General features: G+C 57.8%; 19 protein-coding genes. 10 read left to right on the top strand and 9 right to left on the bottom strand.

What is annotated here, in order from left to right:
• Positions 1-2: 2 nt before the first annotated feature.
• The 3 genes from PHA01_RS18855 to PHA01_RS18845 all read right to left on the bottom strand — a co-directional run bounded on the left by PHA01_RS18855 (position 3) and on the right by PHA01_RS18845 (position 2,733).
• The gene (locus PHA01_RS18855) at positions 3-1,916 is read right to left on the bottom strand and encodes an ABC transporter ATP-binding protein (protein ID WP_271897910.1); all 1,914 of its coding nucleotides are present in this window, start codon (positions 1,914-1,916) and stop codon (positions 3-5) included.
• A gap of 95 nt (positions 1,917-2,011) precedes the next feature.
• Complete coding sequence (locus tag PHA01_RS18850) at positions 2,012-2,374, bottom strand: DUF6481 family protein (protein WP_114430528.1); 363 nt, start codon at positions 2,372-2,374, stop codon at positions 2,012-2,014.
• Positions 2,375-2,523: 149 nt separating this feature from the next.
• Positions 2,524-2,733 carry a cold-shock protein gene (locus tag PHA01_RS18845; protein WP_112528883.1) on the bottom strand — a complete coding sequence of 70 codons (210 nt, stop codon included), beginning with the start codon at positions 2,731-2,733 and terminating at the stop codon, positions 2,524-2,526.
• Positions 2,734-3,011: 278 nt separating this feature from the next.
• On the opposite strand from PHA01_RS18845, the gene PHA01_RS18840 reads away from it, so the two are divergent.
• The 6 genes from PHA01_RS18840 to PHA01_RS18815 all read left to right on the top strand — a co-directional run bounded on the left by PHA01_RS18840 (position 3,012) and on the right by PHA01_RS18815 (position 7,834).
• Complete coding sequence (locus PHA01_RS18840; protein WP_271897909.1) at positions 3,012-4,178, top strand: diphosphate--fructose-6-phosphate 1-phosphotransferase; 1,167 nt, start codon at positions 3,012-3,014, stop codon at positions 4,176-4,178.
• Positions 4,179-4,276: 98 nt separating this feature from the next.
• Positions 4,277-4,783: an Lrp/AsnC family transcriptional regulator gene (locus PHA01_RS18835; RefSeq protein WP_271897908.1), complete on the top strand. Its 507-nt coding sequence runs from the start codon at positions 4,277-4,279 to the stop codon at positions 4,781-4,783.
• 49 nt (positions 4,784-4,832) lie between these two features.
• Complete coding sequence (locus tag PHA01_RS18830) at positions 4,833-5,624, top strand: ABC transporter substrate-binding protein (protein WP_271897907.1); 792 nt, start codon at positions 4,833-4,835, stop codon at positions 5,622-5,624.
• A gap of 98 nt (positions 5,625-5,722) precedes the next feature.
• Complete coding sequence (locus PHA01_RS18825; RefSeq protein ID WP_271897906.1) at positions 5,723-6,400, top strand: amino acid ABC transporter permease; 678 nt, start codon at positions 5,723-5,725, stop codon at positions 6,398-6,400.
• The gene (locus PHA01_RS18820) at positions 6,397-7,071 is read left to right on the top strand and encodes an amino acid ABC transporter permease (RefSeq protein WP_271897905.1); all 675 of its coding nucleotides are present in this window, start codon (positions 6,397-6,399) and stop codon (positions 7,069-7,071) included. The genes PHA01_RS18825 and PHA01_RS18820 overlap by 4 nt, the downstream gene beginning before the upstream one ends.
• Positions 7,072-7,105: 34 nt before the next feature.
• Positions 7,106-7,834: an amino acid ABC transporter ATP-binding protein gene (locus PHA01_RS18815; protein WP_271897904.1), complete on the top strand. Its 729-nt coding sequence runs from the start codon at positions 7,106-7,108 to the stop codon at positions 7,832-7,834.
• Between the two features lie 54 nt (positions 7,835-7,888).
• Here the strand turns inward: PHA01_RS18815 and PHA01_RS18810 are convergent, their stop codons facing one another.
• A complete protein-coding gene (locus PHA01_RS18810; protein WP_271897903.1) occupies positions 7,889-8,629 on the bottom strand; it encodes an SDR family oxidoreductase in 741 nt (246 codons plus the stop codon).
• 172 nt (positions 8,630-8,801) lie between these two features.
• On the opposite strand from PHA01_RS18810, the gene PHA01_RS18805 reads away from it, so the two are divergent.
• Both PHA01_RS18805 and PHA01_RS18800 read left to right on the top strand, forming a co-directional pair.
• On the top strand, positions 8,802-9,701 hold the full coding sequence (locus PHA01_RS18805) for a LysR family transcriptional regulator (RefSeq protein ID WP_271897902.1): 900 nt from the start codon (positions 8,802-8,804) through the stop codon (positions 9,699-9,701).
• 120 nt (positions 9,702-9,821) lie between these two features.
• Positions 9,822-10,322, top strand: coding sequence for a DedA family protein (locus tag PHA01_RS18800; protein ID WP_271898075.1), 501 nt, complete (start codon positions 9,822-9,824; stop codon positions 10,320-10,322).
• A gap of 1 nt (position 10,323) precedes the next feature.
• On the opposite strand, the gene PHA01_RS18795 is transcribed toward PHA01_RS18800, so the two are convergent.
• The 3 genes from PHA01_RS18795 to PHA01_RS18785 are packed head-to-tail and all read right to left on the bottom strand — an operon-like array spanning position 10,324 to position 13,026.
• Complete coding sequence (locus tag PHA01_RS18795; protein ID WP_271897901.1) at positions 10,324-11,220, bottom strand: NAD-dependent epimerase/dehydratase family protein; 897 nt, start codon at positions 11,218-11,220, stop codon at positions 10,324-10,326.
• A 21-nt stretch (positions 11,221-11,241) separates the two neighbouring features.
• Positions 11,242-12,240 carry an ABC transporter permease gene (locus tag PHA01_RS18790; protein ID WP_271897900.1) on the bottom strand — a complete coding sequence of 333 codons (999 nt, stop codon included), beginning with the start codon at positions 12,238-12,240 and terminating at the stop codon, positions 11,242-11,244.
• Positions 12,241-12,282: 42 nt separating this feature from the next.
• Positions 12,283-13,026: an ATP-binding cassette domain-containing protein gene (locus PHA01_RS18785; RefSeq protein WP_114430538.1), complete on the bottom strand. Its 744-nt coding sequence runs from the start codon at positions 13,024-13,026 to the stop codon at positions 12,283-12,285.
• A 385-nt stretch (positions 13,027-13,411) separates the two neighbouring features.
• Here PHA01_RS18785 and PHA01_RS18780 point away from each other — a divergent pair, with 385 nt between their 5' ends.
• Positions 13,412-14,401, top strand: coding sequence for a substrate-binding domain-containing protein (locus PHA01_RS18780; protein WP_271897899.1), 990 nt, complete (start codon positions 13,412-13,414; stop codon positions 14,399-14,401).
• A 48-nt stretch (positions 14,402-14,449) separates the two neighbouring features.
• On the opposite strand, the gene PHA01_RS18775 is transcribed toward PHA01_RS18780, so the two are convergent.
• Both PHA01_RS18775 and PHA01_RS18770 read right to left on the bottom strand, forming a co-directional pair.
• A complete protein-coding gene (locus PHA01_RS18775; protein ID WP_271897898.1) occupies positions 14,450-15,208 on the bottom strand; it encodes a dienelactone hydrolase family protein in 759 nt (252 codons plus the stop codon).
• A 139-nt stretch (positions 15,209-15,347) separates the two neighbouring features.
• A complete protein-coding gene (locus PHA01_RS18770) occupies positions 15,348-15,884 on the bottom strand; it encodes a TetR/AcrR family transcriptional regulator (RefSeq protein ID WP_271897897.1) in 537 nt (178 codons plus the stop codon).
• Between the two features lie 235 nt (positions 15,885-16,119).
• On the opposite strand from PHA01_RS18770, the gene PHA01_RS18765 reads away from it, so the two are divergent.
• A complete protein-coding gene (locus tag PHA01_RS18765) occupies positions 16,120-16,368 on the top strand; it encodes a hypothetical protein (RefSeq protein WP_271897896.1) in 249 nt (82 codons plus the stop codon).
• Positions 16,369-16,474: the final 106 nt, after the last annotated feature.

Below are 16,474 nucleotides of genomic sequence, written 5' to 3'. Positions count from 1 at the left end.
GGTTAGCGATAGCCCGCGGCCTGCAACTCGAAAAGCTCGGCATAGCGCCCGGCCTGCGCGACAAGTTCCTCATGCGTACCGGCAGCTTCGACCTTGCCATCGGCGAGAACGAGAATACGGTCGGCCATGCGCACGCTGGAGAAACGATGCGAGATGAGAATTGCCGTCTTGCCTTCGCTGAGTTCCTTGAAACGCCGGAACACCTCGAACTCGGAGCGGGCATCGAGCGCCGCTGTCGGCTCGTCGAGGATCAGGACCTCGGCCTCGCGCATATAGGCTCTGGCGATGGCAATCTTCTGCCATTCGCCGCCCGATAGCTCAACGCCGTTCTTGAAACGCTTGCCGATCATCTGCTCGTACTGACCGGGGAGCTTGGCAATGACAGCATCCGCCTGGCTGCGCGACGCCGCTTGCGCGATGCGTTCATGATCGTCCCGGTAGGCGATCCGGCCAACCGCAATATTATCGGAAGCACTGAGATTGTAGCGCACGAAATCCTGAAAGATCACGCCCATATTGCCCCGCAGCGCCTCAAGATCATATTCGCGCAGATCATGGCCATCGAGCAGGATACGGCCTTCATCCGGGTCGTAAAGGCGGGTGAGAAGCTTCACCAGGGTCGTCTTGCCAGCGCCATTTTCACCGACAAGCGCCACCACTTCGCCCGCATGCAACGTGAAACTGAGGTGGCGGACCGCCCAGCGCTCGGCGCCGGGATAGATGAACCCGACATCGTCGAACACGAAGCCCTGACGGATCGGATGCGGGAAAGGACGTGGATTTTCCGGCGAGAGGATTTCGGGCTTGACCTCGAAGAAGGCGAACAGATCATCGAGATAGAGCGCTTGTCCTGCCGTACTGGAAAAGCTTGTCAGAAGCCCTTCGAGCAGGGTGCGCAGGCGCCGGAACGAGCCGGCGAGAAAGGTCAGATCGCCGATGGAAAACTCGCCGCCCAGCGTGCGCAGGACGATATAGGCATAAGCCAGATAATAGCCGACAGTACCCATCGCGGTGAAGAGGCCGCCCCAGCTGGCACGGCGCAACGCGAGCACGCGATTGGCCGCATAGAAATCGGTGGCGAGACGCACGTAGCGGTCTATCAGGAAACTGTGCAGCCCGAAGATCTTGACTTCCTTGGCTGTTTCGACGCTCGCTGCGGTCTGCCGCACATAGTCGAGTTCGCGCCGCTCCGGCGTGCGAACAAAATCGAGCGAATAGCTTTGGGCGTTGAAATGCGCCTCGCCCAGAAAGGCCGGAACCAGGGCAAGAAACAACAGAACTATGAGCCAGGGTGCATAGACGATCAGGCCGGCGGCAAAGCTCGCAACCGTCACCATGTCCTGTGCCTGGCTGAGCAATTGCCCCATCAGGGTCATGCGCCCGCTCGACTGGCGACGGGCTCGCTCGAGCTGATCCTGAAACTCGGCGTCCTCGAAATCCTCCAGATCAAGCGTTGCCGCATGCTGCATCAGGCGAACGCTCGAGCTATTGGACACGCGCTCCGATAGCAGGCTGTCGATCAGGGATACGACCCGCCCAAGAATATCCGACAGAACCGCAAGCGCGAATTCGGCGAGGAGAAGCAGCCCGAGCCAATTCAGGAGGCCGCTGTCCAGCCACTGCGACAGAGTTTCCGGCTTGTTCGGCGTTTGCACCAGCAAGACCACATCGTCGATGATGAGCTTGCCGACGAACAGCGTTATAACGGGCAGGAGCGCCCGGCCCAGACGCAGGACGAGCGATGCCGCAGTCAGCTGCGGACTTGTCCGCCATACCATCAACAGGAATGGCCAAAGGTTCTTCAGAGCCCCGAAACGTTCCCGGAGGGTGTGGACCTCTGGCAAGGGCGGCCCTCCCAGGGCTCGCCCGGGTGCCCCTCGCGGAACCCGTCCGCCACTGCTGTAAGTCCTCGGCATACGAGATAATCCTGTTTTCCGGCGGCTGTTGTCAATCGCGCGAAATTGGGGAGCAAACGGCCAGGGAACTTAGAGGTCTGAAAATTAGTCGCGTCTCAGCGCTGCTTCGCCTTGCGGGCGGCATAACGCCGGTCGCGTTCCGCCTTGCGCTCAGCTTCATCGGCGAGGACACGCGCGACATGTCTGTTTGCTTCGACCTTGGCGGCTTCCGCTTCGGCCAGGGCGGCCTCGGCCAGCGCATCGGCTTCTGCCTGCTTGCGGGCCAGTTCTTCTTGCGCCAACCGCTCTTTTTCCGCACGCCGCGCTTCACGCGCCGCCGCGATTGCCTCCCGCTCGGCACGTTTTGCCTGCATCTCGGGATCAGTCGGCTTGGGTGCACTATCGAACTTCTTGAGAAGCAGTTTCTTCGCCTCGGCTGCAGCAGTGCGGCGCTCAGCCAATTCCTTGAGATTTTTCAACCGGTGGTCATCCTTGTTCGTATATTGAGCGAGCTGCTTGCGCTCGCGACGTCAATTCCATTGAAAAGGCCAGGCATCGGCCTGGCCTCCGTCATATATTTCAGTTTACGCCATGGTCACCCTCTTGGCGACCACAAACTGAACGCTGATCAGGCAGCGCTCAATTGATCGGCTGACATCTTGCCCGACTTCTTGTCGCGCACCAGCTCGTAATTGATCTTCTGGCCATCATTGAGGCTGCGCAATCCGGCGCGCTCAACAGCAGAGATATGCACGAACACATCCGCGCCGCCGTCCTCAGGTTGAATAAAACCAAAACCTTTTGTGGAATTGAACCATTTAACTGTGCCTGTGGCCATATTAAGCCCTCCCTGCCAACTTCAACCTGGATATCGTACACATGCACGATAACCGTTTCTATCGAGTTTTGAAGGAGAAGGTAGAAGCGCTTGCACGCGAAAAACTTCGACAATCAAAAATTCAACGCAGCTTTTATAGAATTGAATTGGAATTGTTTCAACTCGCTTCACGCAAAACAATTTAGGTGAGAAAATTTACGCATGCGGCCAAATATTGTTATCATCCGGTCCAACCCGGCCATCTGGCTTCCGGAAACACGCAAACCGAAAGAATTGATATGACCGAGACGTTCGTAATTGCGCAGGGCGGCGGGCCGACTGCCGTTATAAACCAGACACTGGCAGGCGCCGCGATCGAGATCCGCAAGCGTCACAAGGATGCACGCGTTCTTGGCGCGCTGCATGGCGTACGCGGTATACGCGACGGGAATTTCGTCGATCTTTCCGCTTTGAGCGAACAGGAGCTCCGCCGAATCGCCGCAACGCCGAGCGCAGCTCTTGGGAGTACGCGCGACAAACCTGACGCCGCCTACTGCGAGGTCATCCTCACAGGCTTGCACAAGGCCGGAGCCACCGCGTTCATTTATATCGGCGGCAACGATACGGCCGGGACGCAGCAAATTCTTGCCGAAGCTGCCGGCAAGGATATCGCTTTTGTCCACGCCCCGAAGACGATCGACAATGACCTTGTCGAAAACGACCATACGCCGGGGTTCATCTCCGCGGCCGAGTTGGTTGCAGGGGCCTTTTTGAGCGTCGATCTCGATTTTCGCGCCTTGCCGGGAATTTATGTCGGCATCGTCATGGGCAGACATGCGGGCTTTCTCACCACGGCCGCCGCCGCATGGCAGCTTGACGAAGAGAGTGGACCGCACCTTCTCTACGTTCCGGAGAGGGCGTTCTCGCCGGAACGATTCATCGACGACGTACGCGAAACCACCTCGCGCCATGGACGCTGCATCGTGGCAATGTCAGAGGGTGTGACGGCCGAAGATGGACGATCGGTCGTCGAAAACCTCGTTCTACCCGACCGGCTCGAGCGTGATGCACATGGCAACGTGCGCCTTTCGGGTGGCGATCTCGGCATGACCATCGACGAGTTGATCCGCACCGGGCTGCCCGGTGCACGCGCCCGCGTCGATACATTTGGCTATCTGCCTCGAGGCAACATCGCGACCATCAATGAGACGGACGCGCGCGAAGCCTTTGAAGCCGGCGCCTTCGCCGTGGAAGCAGCTGCCCGTGGCGGTGGATCGGTAGCCCTGCAGTATGCAAACGGAAAAACAAGTCCGCAGCTGATACCGCTTGCCAATGTCGCCGGAAAGACGAAGCATCTGCCGGATGATTTCATGCTATCCGATACAAACCAGATCTCATCCCAAGGCCGAGCCTATCTGGAAAGGCTGCTTCCTCGCAAGTTCGACCCGGCAAAGCCATTTGTTTGAGTTTCAAAAATCCTTGTGTTCTGCAAAAGTACCGCATAGGATATTCCATATCGGTAAAAAATATCGCTGTATTTTCTCTTTTGTGAAAGTCTAGCCGCTTGCGGGAACATCTGGATCAGACGGACAGGCGGCTTGTCAAACAGCTCTCGCAGGATGCGCAGCCTGGGTTGACGCGTCTTGCTGAAATGATGGCGATGTCCGTGCCAACGGTACGCACGCGCCTTCGCAACTTGCTGGACCGAAACCTCCTGAAGATCGTCGGATTGCTCAACCTGACGGAACGTCCCGAACTGATCTCGGCCATCGTCGGTGTCAATACACAGGGGCGCGGCCGCGTACGCGAGATCGCGGAACGGATTGCAGCGCTCCCCTTCGTCACGTCGGCATGTGTCGTAACCGGACGGTTCGACATCATCGTCGATGTGGTCATCGCAGGCGACATTGCCGATCTTTACCGGGTCACCAGCGAGTTGATACCCGGGGTCGGCGACCTCGGAGAGATCGTACGAAGCGAGACCTTTGTGGTCATGGCATCGTGCAACAAATGGGTGAGTTTGCCGGAGGGATGCTGGACTGATCCGGCAATGGCACCAAAAACAAATTAAAGAGCCCAATAAAGGGCGGGGAATACCAACACCAACGGAGGACATAAGAATGAAAATTACTCGACTATTCGTCGCAGGGATTGCCCTGCTCGGCATGACTGTCGCAGCCAATGCCGGAACACTCGACGATATCACCAAGCGCGGCGAACTGCGCGTCGCGGTTCAGACGCAGGGCCCGCCCTTCTCCATGGTCGATGCGGCTGGCAAGCGCACGGGAAGCTCGGTCGAGCTTGCCGAACTGATGGCGAAGGAAATGGGCGTAAAAATCACGTTCCAAGATTATGACTGGGATGGTCTGATCCCGGCACTGCTTTCCGGCAAGGCCGATCTGCTGGTTGCGGATATGACCCCGACACTGGCGCGGGCGATGAAAGTCGCGTTCACCAAGCCTTTCATGTATACGGGCAGTGCTGTCTTTGCCAAGACTGACAGCAAATTCGGGACCATGGATGCTTGCAAGGCCAAGGGCACGAAGATCGCCGTACTTCTCGGAGCAACGGGCGAAAAAGTGGCAAAGGAGACGTTCCCCGATGCCGAAATCAAGAGCTACAAGGGCGGCGGCCCGCTCCTGCTCGATGCTGTCAATAACGGCCAGGCCGATTGCGGCGTGAACGATGTCTCGGCAGTCAAGGGGCAGCAGGCTGCTTATCCCGCCGGGAGCTTCACGATTATGCCGGAAGTCCTGTCGAAGGAACCACTGGCTTTCGCCACACGCTATGACGAGCCGGACCTACTCGTCTGGATGAATCTGTTCCTCGATCAGGTGGCTCTCGACGGCCGTCTGCAGAAGAACCTGGATTACTGGGTCAATTCGGAAGCCTGGAAGAAAGACCATCAATAGCAGGTCTCGGACGGCATGCGTGGGGCAAGTCGCTTCACGCATGCAGTCTGGCCGCTTTTTGATCGCGCCTGTTCCGCCGCCTGAGGGATCTTCCCGGCATGCTTGAAAACTTCAGCTTTCGCACCATCGTCGAATATCTGCCCCTGTTCGGGCAGGGATTTGCTGCGACGCTGTGGTTGTCGATCGTCTCGTTTGCCGGCGCGCTTGCCGTGGGCATCATCCTGTGTGCGATGAACCTGCAGCGCTCGCGGCTTTTACAGCTTCCGGCAAAAATCTATATCGACGCAATCCGCGCGACACCTCTGCTGGCACAGCTCTATTTCCTGTATTTTGGCCTGCCGCGGCTAGGCCTCGTATTGCCCGAACTCGTCGTCGGCATTCTGGCTTTGGCCTTGAACAGTGGCGCCTATATCGCCGAGATCATCCGCGCTGGCATCCTGTCGATTTCGCGTGGACAGGTGGAGGCCGGCATAGCGTCCGGGATGACCTATGCCCAGCGCATGCGCCTGGTGATCCTGCCGCAGGCTATCCGGGTAACTATTCCACCGCTGCTCGGGCAAGCCATTGTTCTGGTAAAGGACTCGGCGTTGCTGTCGTTGATTTCCGTCGCCGAACTGACGCGAGCGGGCCAATTGCTGGCGTCGGACAGGTTCATGCCCGCCGAAGGCTTCATCACGACTGCCGCGTGCTATCTCGTCCTCTATTATGGATTGAAATCACTGGCAGCATTCTCGGCGCGCTGGCTCGGCGTGCGCCCGATCGGGAGCCGCACATGATCTGGTTCCAGCTCCAAAGCCTGATGGGCAGCTATCCACTGGCGTTGCGCGGGCTCGGCATGACAATTGCCCTGTCTGGAATAAGCCTGGTGCTCGGTACGATCCTTGGCTTTGCGCTCGGTGTCCTGCGCACGAGCGGCAGTCGCTTGCTGGATTCTGCAATCGGCTTGTGGGTCGACCTGATCCGCGGGACGCCATTCCTCGTGCAGATATTCCTGATCTTCTTCATCCTGCCGGAACTTGGTGTTGAGCTCGATGCCTTCACCGCAGGCATCATAGCGCTGACGAACCTCGCAGCCTGCTTCATTTGCGAGATCGTCGCAGCCGGCATCCGTTCGGTACCGACCGGGCAGGTCGAGGCGGCGCTTGCGTCCGGGCTGTCGCAGTGGCAGCGGATGCGTCAAGTGGTCCTGCCGCAAGCGATGCGTGTCTCCCTGCCGCCGCTCGTCGGCCAATACGTGCTTCTCATCAAGGATTCGTCGGTCGTTTCCGCTATCGGCCTGACAGATCTAACCCGGGTCGGCTGGCTGGTGGTTCAGCGAGTACCCAATGGGTTGCTCGTGTTCGCCATTGTCGGCATTGGTTATTTTGTCGTGTGCTATCCGCTGATCCTGCTCGCCCGCCGGCTGGAGAGACGCATGAGCGCCGCCCATGGCGAGGTGCAATTGTGACGCATTTCCGTCCCATTAACGAAGGCAGCCAGATATGATCGAGTTTCGCGGCGTCAACAAATGGTTCGGCGCGCTTCATGTTCTCAAGGACATCACGCTCAGTGTTGAGCCGCGTGAAGTCGTCGTCGTGTGCGGCCCAAGCGGTTCGGGCAAGAGCACGCTGATCCGCTGCATCAATGGCCTTGAGACGATCAAGGACGGCGACCTTGTCGTCGACGGACAGCGTCTCGGCGACCGCGCCACCAACATGACCGAACTGCGTACCGAGATCGGCTTTGTCTTCCAGGCTTTCAATCTCTATCCGCACAAGACGGCGCTTGAAAACGTCACGCTTGCACCGATCCACGTGCGGAAAATTCCGCGCGGCGAGGCCGAGGCGTCGGGCCGCGAGATGCTGGCGAAAGTCGGGCTCGGCGATAAGTTCAATGCCTATCCTTCCGAGCTGTCCGGTGGTCAGCAGCAGCGGGTCGCCATCGCTCGTTGCCTGTGCATGCGCCCGAAAATCATGCTCTTCGACGAGCCCACATCAGCCCTCGATCCCGAGATGATCAGTGAGGTACTGGACGTGATGGTTGGCGTCGCCGAAGAGGGCATGACCATGATGGTGGTGACGCATGAGATGGGTTTTGCCCGCAAAGTGGCGCAGCGGGTCGTGTTCATGGATGCGGGAGCAGTCGTCGAAACTGGCACGCCGGACGAGTTTTTCTCCGATCCCAAGACCGATCGAAGCCGCGCGTTCCTGAGCAAGATTCTGCGGCATTGAGCCTGCCGATGCGCGATAAGAGCCGAGGATCAACCCCCGGCCTGATCGCCGAAATCAGGCGACGCCGCCATTGGCACGCAGTATCTGGCCATTGACCCAGCCACCGTCAGGTCCGACGAGGAACGAGACCACACCGACGATATCACTGGGCTGACCAAGGCGTTCGAGCGGCGGCGCCTTGGCAGCCATCGCAATCACTTCCTCGCTTTTGCCCTTGAGGTAGAGGTCGGTGGCGATCGGCCCGGGAGCTACCGCGTTGACCGTGATGTTCCTGCCACGAAGCTCTTTTGAAAACACATGCGTGAAGGCTTCGACCGCTGCTTTGGTGGCATTGTACAAAGCATAGCCTGGCATCTTGAGACGAAGGCTCGTCGACGAAAAGTTGACGATCCTTCCACCATCCCTCAAACGCTTGGCAGCTTCACGTAACGTGTTGAAAGTTCCCTTGGTGTTGATGGCGAAGTGGCGATCGAATTCTTCATCGCTCGTATCTGCCAGCGGCATCATCTTCAGGACGCCGGCATTGTTGATCAAAACGTCTACACCGCCGAACGCTGCTTCAGCGGAATCGAACATGCGCCGCACTGCTGCCGCATCAGCGACATTCGCTTGTGCAGTCACTGCCTTGCCACCGCCTGCTTCGATCTTGTCAACCAGATCCTGAGCCTCTTTGGCACTACCGGCATAATTGACGATTACGGTAAAGCCATCACTGGCCAGTCGTTCTGCAATTGCTGCGCCGATACCGCGAGATGCTCCGGTAACGATTGCTACCTTGTTTGTCTGTTGTGTCATGATCTTGCTCCTTGATGAACTGGATAATGACGAGAGAATAGGCCTCTTTTATTTGCGGATAATCGTGCGTTCTCTGGTATCACTATCCGAAAAATACGAACAATTATCTTGCAAAGCCAACACCGGCATTTCATGATGCAATCACGCCTGATCCAGTAACCGGAACATCCAAATGGACAGATTTGAAGCGATGCGCGTCTTCGTCCGGGTCGTCGAACGGCGCAGTTTCACGCTCGCCGCCAACGATCTTGGCCTGCCACGCTCGACCGTGACCGATGCGGTGAAACAGCTGGAAGCGCGGCTCGGTGTGCGCCTGCTCGAACGCACGACACGCCAGGTCAGTCCGACCCTTGACGGCGAGGCCCACCACCGGCGGTGCGTCTCGATCATCGCCGATCTCGAGGATGCGGAAGGGGCATTCGGCGCGGCAAGGCCCAAGGGATTGCTGCGTGTCGAGGTTCAGGGCACGCTGGCGCGCTACTTCCTGTTGCCGGGTCTGCCGACCTTTTTCGAGAAATATCCCGATATTGAAATCAGCATGAGCGAAGGCGAGCGGTGGATCGACCTTATCCGCGAGGGCGTAGACTGCGTGCTGCGGTTCGGTATCCTGCCGGACAGCGACATGATTGCCCGGCGCGTCGCGACGCTGGAACGATTGACATGCGCCGCGCCCGCCTACCTCGACCGTTTCGGCACGCCGGCAAGTTGGGATGCGCTGGACGGCCATCGCATGATCGGGCTCCGGTCACTGACGACGGGTGTCGTGCGGCCATTGGATTTCATGATCGGCGAACGATTGGAAAATGTGACGCTGCCAACGACGATTTCCGTGACGGGCACAGAGAGCTATCTTGCAACCGCACGACTGGGGCTCGGTCTCGTTCAGGTGCCCCGCTTCCATGCCGCTGACGATCTTGCACGAGGAGCGCTTGTCCAGCTTCTGCCCGATTGTCCTCCACGTCCGATGCCGGTCTCCCTGCTCTACCCCCGTAATCGTCAACTTTCACCACGCGTTCGGGTGTTTCTCGATTGGGTGGCGCAGGAGGTGGCATCGAAAAATGCCATGACTTGAACGTTCAGCACGACCAAATATCCCGCATACGTTGAGAATCATAATAATTTCGTGCCAATAGGTATGGCGTCCTGCAATGCGTCAACAGAAAGCAAAGCCGTGGAATTCCTGCACACCGGCATTACATTCCTGGAACCGTACATCCAGCAATATGGGCTCTATGCGATCTTCGTCATCATATACCTGGAATCCTTCGGCGCTCCGCTTCCTGGCGAAAGTGCGCTTGTCGCATCGTCGCTTCTCGCGGTGCGTGGTGATCTCTCCGTAACCGACCTGTTTTTCACCGTCTGGGTTGCCGCCGTGCTCGGCGACGGCACCGGCTATGCTATCGGCCACTTTGGCGGGCGACCCCTGCTGAAGCGATATGGCTGGCTCGTCAAACTCACCCCCGAGCGTCTGGAAAAGCTGGAAGACCTTTTCCGGCACCGCGGACCGATCATCGTTGTCGGCGCACGCTTTGTCGTTGTGCTGCGGCAGTTGAATGGATTGGTTGCCGGCTCGGTCGGGATGCCGTGGCACAGTTTCTTCCTCGCCAACCTCCTTGGGGCCGCTCTATGGGCGGCCGTCTGGAGCTTTGGTCCCTACTATTTCGGCGGACTATTCCACGAGTACTGGCGCTAGATCACTTCTGCGGCACATATTTGCGCCAGTCGTGCTCCTCGCGGAAACCAAGCAACTCGCGCGTCTTGCGATTGGAAAGAGGCGCTTCAAATTCACCGAGCTCGCGCCGGATCGGTACGCCGGGACAATATTTCTCGAGAAATTCCCGCGTCGGAAGCTTCGCGGTGATCGTGTCGTTTACGGCATTGAATACCTCGAAGCCAAGGCCATCCTTGCGGATCGCAAGATCGACGATCTGTCCGAGGTCGCGCGCATCGATATAGCTCCAGGCATTGCGTTTGCGCGACATCGGATCGGCGAGGAATGCGGGAAACCGGTCGTACTCGTGCGGTTCGATGACATTGCCGATGCGCAGAGCGTAGATATCGGCCCCATAACGCATGGCAAAGGCACGCGCGGTCTTCTCGTTCAGCACCTTGGACAGCCCGTAGCTGTCCATCGGGTCGGTGTCGTAGTCTTCCTCAAGCGGGAAATGATGGAAATCCTTGTCGCCTTCGGCAAAGCAGACGCCATAAGTGGTCTCGCTCGATGCGACGATGACCTTCTTGATCCCGAGCTTGACCGCGGCCTCGATGACATTATAGGTCCCGATCGTATTGATGCGGAACGTCTCGTTGTCCGGCTTGATCAACACGCGCGGCACCGCTGCAAAATGCACGACTGCATCGATCGGGGCGGGACCTTTGCCACTCTCGAAACCCTCGAAACCAAAGTGGCTGGAGAGTACGTCGAACATCTGGCCGCTGTCGGCGATATCGGCATTGATGGTGTTGACGCCGGGATAGTCGAGCGGGGCGAGATCGACGTTCAGGACCTCGTAGCCCTTGTCGACGAGATAAGGAACCACGTGACGGCCGGCCTTACCGGTACCGCCTGTGAATACGATCCGCTTCTTCATTTTTGCATTCTCCTTAGGAACTCATTCACTCTGGCGGAATTTGCGCATCCGGTCGAACAGCACGGCGAACAGGATGGCGCCGCCAATGAAACAACCTTGCCAGAAGGCATTGATGCCAAGCAATCCAAGACTGTTGCGGATCACCTCGATCAACGCCGCACCAACGATAGCCCCGAGGGCCGTGCCGACGCCGCCCGCGAGAGCCGCACCGCCGATGACGGCTGCGGCAATGACCTGCAACTCGAGGCCGGTACCGATATTGGTAGTGATCGCACCGAGCCAGCCGGTCTGGATGATACCGGCAATACCAGCCGAAAGCGACGAGATCATATAGACCGCCACCTTGATCTGGCGAACCGGCACGCCGGTAAGGACCGCCGCGTGCTCATTGCCGCCAATGGCATAGATGTAACGTCCGAATCTCGTCCAACGCAAGATAAAGCCAGTAAGCAAGGCCAGCACGACCATGTAAACCACGGGGTTTGCGATACCGAAGAACCATGCACCGCCGCCAAGTGCCAGGAGTTTGTCGTGGTCCGGCCCGAACTGGAATACAACCGTGTTGCCGGAGGCAACCATGGCCAGACTGCGTGCGATCGACAGCGTCGCGAGTGTCACAACGAATGGCGGCATGCCTATGTAGGCTATCAGCAGACCGTGACACGCGCCGATGATGAGGGCCGTGGCGATGGACGCTGCTATACCGACTTCGATACTGTAACCGGCATGCATGACGACGCCGAGAATCATGCTGCAAAGACAAAGCACCGAGCCAACGGACAGATCAATACCGCCTGTGATGATCACCAGCGTCATGCCGAGCGCAATGATCGCGACGAAAGTGACATTGCGGGTGATGTTGTAGAGGTTTTTGGAGGTCGCGAAGGAATCCGTTGCGAACGACAAGAAGATGCACGCAAGAATGACGGCGACCAGAACCCAGAAAGTCTGGCTGCTCAGTTTTTCCGCAAGCCAGCTCTGCTGCTTGTGCGCAATGGTCTGGTCAAGTGTAATTGCCATAGTCGACCTTCTATCTATCTATTAATTCCGCCGACATGCCGGCTACGCAACTTGTTCGATGGCACCGGTGATGAGGCCGGTGACTTCTTCAGGCGAACTCGCCGCAATCCGCTTGTCTGCAACCTTGCGCCCGCGGCGCATCACAATGACCCGGTCGGCAACATCGAAAACATCCGGCATGCGGTGGCTGATGAGCACAACGGCAATGCCCTGATCGCGCAGGTGGCGAATCAAATTCAGCACCTCGGCAACCTGACGCACGGAAATTGCCGCCGTCGGTTCGTCCATGAGCACGATCTTTGCCTCGGAGAGCCTCGTCCTCGCAATCGCTACCGCCTGCCGCTGCCCGCCGGACATCTGCTTGACGAGATCACGAGGGCGGGTTTCGGATTTCAGCTCGGCGAAAATCTGGCCTGCACGCTTGTACATCGACGCGTAGTCGAGAATGCGGAAAGGCCCGACGCCGCGGCGAATCTCGCGACCAAGGAACACATTTGCCGCTGCGGTGAGATTATCGCAGAGCGCCAGATCCTGGTGAACGATCTCGATGCCGTGACGGCGCGCTTCGACCGGCTTGTTGAGGACAAGCTCGGCACCATCCATGCGCATGGTGCCATGGCTCGGGCTGAAATTGCCGGCGATCATTTTGACGAGCGTCGATTTACCCGCGCCATTGTCGCCCATGAGGCCAACGACTTCGCCCGCCTCGATGGAGAATGAAACATCGTTGACCGCCTGGATGGCGCCGAAATGTTTTGAAATGTTGGTGAGTTCCAGAACTGCCACCAGCCGTATGCCTCCCGTGCATGTTTGCTCGCGCTACCCGTGTTCTCATTGAAACACGAGGCTTTTTTGCGATCCCGCCCTCCCCTCCCAGGAAGAGCCGTGACGGGCATTTACGCAAACGCCGCGCAGGGCGTCAATCGGCTTTCCGCTGAATCCGGTCACCATAGCGATGAAAAGTCGTTTTATATGACAAATACCCATTGACGGGTGAACTTTGCCAATATTAGCTGGCGATCGGAGGAATGTATTTGTCCGTGGCGCAGCGGATAAAGTTCGGAGGGGACTCAAAATCTGCAGGTTTCAACACCGGCCATTGCGCACCTATCAACGGTAGAAGACTGAATGGCGGGCATTTCATGTCCGTTTGTTTCCAAGGGAGGAATAAATGAGAAAGTCACTATTGTTAGTCGCCGCGGCCGCTCTTGCACTTGGTGCGGGACCTGCTCTGGCAAAAAAACAGGTCGTCATCGTCGTTAAAGGTCTCGACAATCCGTTTTTCGAGGCAATCAATCAAGGTTGCCAGAAGTGGAACAGCGAGAACGCGAGCTCGGAATATGAATGCTTCTACACCGGCCCCGCATCGACATCGGATGAAGCTGGCGAAGCGCAGATCGTCCAGGATATGCTCGGCAAGGCCGACACGGCGGCTATCGCGATCTCGCCGTCGAACGCCAAGCTGATTGCCCAGACGATCAAGACGGCCAATCCATCGGTTCCAGTAATGACGCTCGACGCTGATCTCGCCGCTGAAGACGCTGCCTTGCGCAAGACCTATCTCGGCACAGACAACTATCTGATGGGCTTCAAGATCGGCGAATATATCAAGAAGGGCAAGCCAAAAGGCGGTACGATCTGCACGATCGAAGGCAATACGGGCGCCGACAACATCCTTCGCCGGGCTCAAGGCATGCGCGATGCCCTGACCGGTCAAAAGGGCCTGGCAGCGCTCAAGGGCGAAGGCGGCTGGACGGAAGTTGCGGGTTGCCCTGTCTTCACCAATGACGACGGCGCCAAGGGCGTTCAGGCAATGACCGACATCCTTGCAGCCAATCCGAAGCTCGACGCCTTCGGGATCATGGGCGGCTGGCCGCTGTTCGGCGCACCACAGCCTTACCGTGATCTGTTTGGTCCCTACAAGGAAAAGATCGCCAGCAATGAGTTCGTCATCGGCGCCGCCGATACAATCGGCGACGAAGTAGCAATTGCCGGCGAAGGCCTGGTTACCGCACTCGTTGGTCAGCGGCCTTTCGAAATGGGTTACAAGGCGCCTTCCGTCATGATCAATCTGATCGAAGGCAAGCCCGTTGAAGATCCGGTCTTCACTGGTCTCGACGAATGCACCAAGGATACGGTTGCGACCTGCATCCAGAAGTAAGTCCAAAATTTGGGAGCGCCCGGCATCAGGGCGCTTCCAAACACTGAACTATCGCAAATTGTCGTGGCTCAAGGCCTCATTGAAGAATGTCTTCAGCCGCTTCCAGTGCCTCTCACCGCCGACCGCGTTGTAAACGCCGTGATCCGGCACCGCCCAGCCATGGGCCATGCCTACATAATTCTCGATGATGTGGTCGACTTCGGCGGTCCTTAACGCTTCGGCGAGGCGCGCCGATTGCTCAGGTGGAAAGCTGCCATCAACCCCTGCCACGCCCACATAGACGCGGCCTTTGATGCCGCCTGCCAAACGATGCGGGCTGTCTTCAGCGTCAATGGCAAGATTGCCGCCATGAAAGCTCGCCGCTGCCGCGACCCTGTCCGGAAAGGCACCCGCAGCGGTAACGGCTCGTCCGCCGCCCATGCAATAACCGACGGCGCCGACGGGACCGGTTGCGCCGGCTGCCGCCAACGTATCGAGAAACGACGCCGTATCGCGCTTGGTCATTTCCTGGGTGGTGCCGCGCACCATGGTCATGATCTGTGCCTTGGCGGTTTCGTCGGAAAAGGACGTTCCGGTAAAAGGACCATAGGCTCCGAACCGATAGAACAAGTCCGGCAGAAGAACCACGTAGCCGAAATCTGCCAGGCGTTGCGCCATGCCATCCAGTGCAGGCCTCGGACCCATCGCATCCATGTAGAACACCACACCGCGCTCGGCGCCGCCGACCTTTGATGGCGCGGAATCGGCGCGAAAGATGGCGGCTTTAGCCGTGCCATCAGCGGTCTTGATTTCAATGTTCTGTTTCATGGATCTGTCCTGTCGTTTCGGTTCAGACGCCTCTACTCATACCAGGCGCCAGCTCCTCAATATCGATGATCGACAGCCGGGCACAAACACAATCACTTGAATGGTGCGCATTCAGGGAATTGTTTTTCAGAAACATTTATCAGTGTTTGGAAAATGCATCGATCAAGGCTTCGCAGGTCTGCTTCAGCCGTTGTTGCGGGCCTTCGATACCGATGCTCTGACCACAGACACGCGCGCCTTCGACGAGGAGTACGAGCGCCTGCGCGAGTTGTTCGTACTGCTGAACGCCCGCCCTGCGGCAAAGCTCGACCAAATGCTGCACATGCGCTTTTTTAGCGTCCATGATGACTTTTTGAGCCGGATGGCCGGCTTCTTTCAGTTCAACCGCTGCATTGACGAGATCGCAGCCGCGCAAATCATTGAAGATTCGTTGGGCAGCTTCATCGACCCAACCCCGCAACTGCCTGGCCGGCTCACCGGGATAGGCGTCTTCCAGATCGACCCAGATACGTTCCTTTTCGCTCGAGACCTGCTTCAGGCACTCGCAAACCAGATCGTCCTTGCAGCCAAAGTGGCGATAGAGGGTCATCTTGTTGGAGCCGGCAGCCTCGGCAATAGCATCGACACCGATACCCTTGATCCCATGCTGGCGGAACAGCTCTATGGCGCTCTTCACGATCCTCTCACGAGGACGTTCCAGTGTGGTCACGAGCTTGTCAGAATTATCTGCTATTGTTTTCGAAGGGGCACTTGACATTGATGTTACCGCTTAGTAACTATTGGGACGTTACTGACCGGTAACACACATTGAATGCCAAAGTCAATTCACTCGTTTGCCACCCTGCCCGTAACCTCCAACGCCCTAATTTTGATCCAATACAGTTTTACTGGTCATCGAAAAGGAGACCAATATGTCCCAGTTTTATTCCGACCTCACACAGTCACAAGTCCTTTCGGACCCGCTGATCAACGCTGTCATGCGTGCCGATCGCGTCAGCCGAAAAGAGCTCGAGCTCCTTATGACGACCGTGGCGACCAAAAATTTTAGCGATGAGAAAGTCAGCGAATGGCGCCGTCCGTTACCAGCTTTCGTCTCGGCGCAGCCGCTGAAAGGCAGCACGGACCTTTTGAGCAAGGTGTGCCAAGGGGCCGCCTGCTAACGAGCGATTGAGACCCGATCAAAAACTGCGGCTCTTCTACGGAAGGGCCGCAGTTTTTCGTTGAGCTCTGTCCACGGCTGTCCGGTTGCCTTCTCTCGGAAACTCT

Source organism: Candidatus Phyllobacterium onerii, from assembly GCF_028331445.1.
Taxonomy (GTDB): Bacteria; Pseudomonadota; Alphaproteobacteria; order Rhizobiales; family Rhizobiaceae; genus Phyllobacterium; species Phyllobacterium onerii.
The sequence above is the reverse complement of the archived record's forward strand: the minus strand, read 5'-3'. Positions and strand labels throughout refer to the sequence as shown.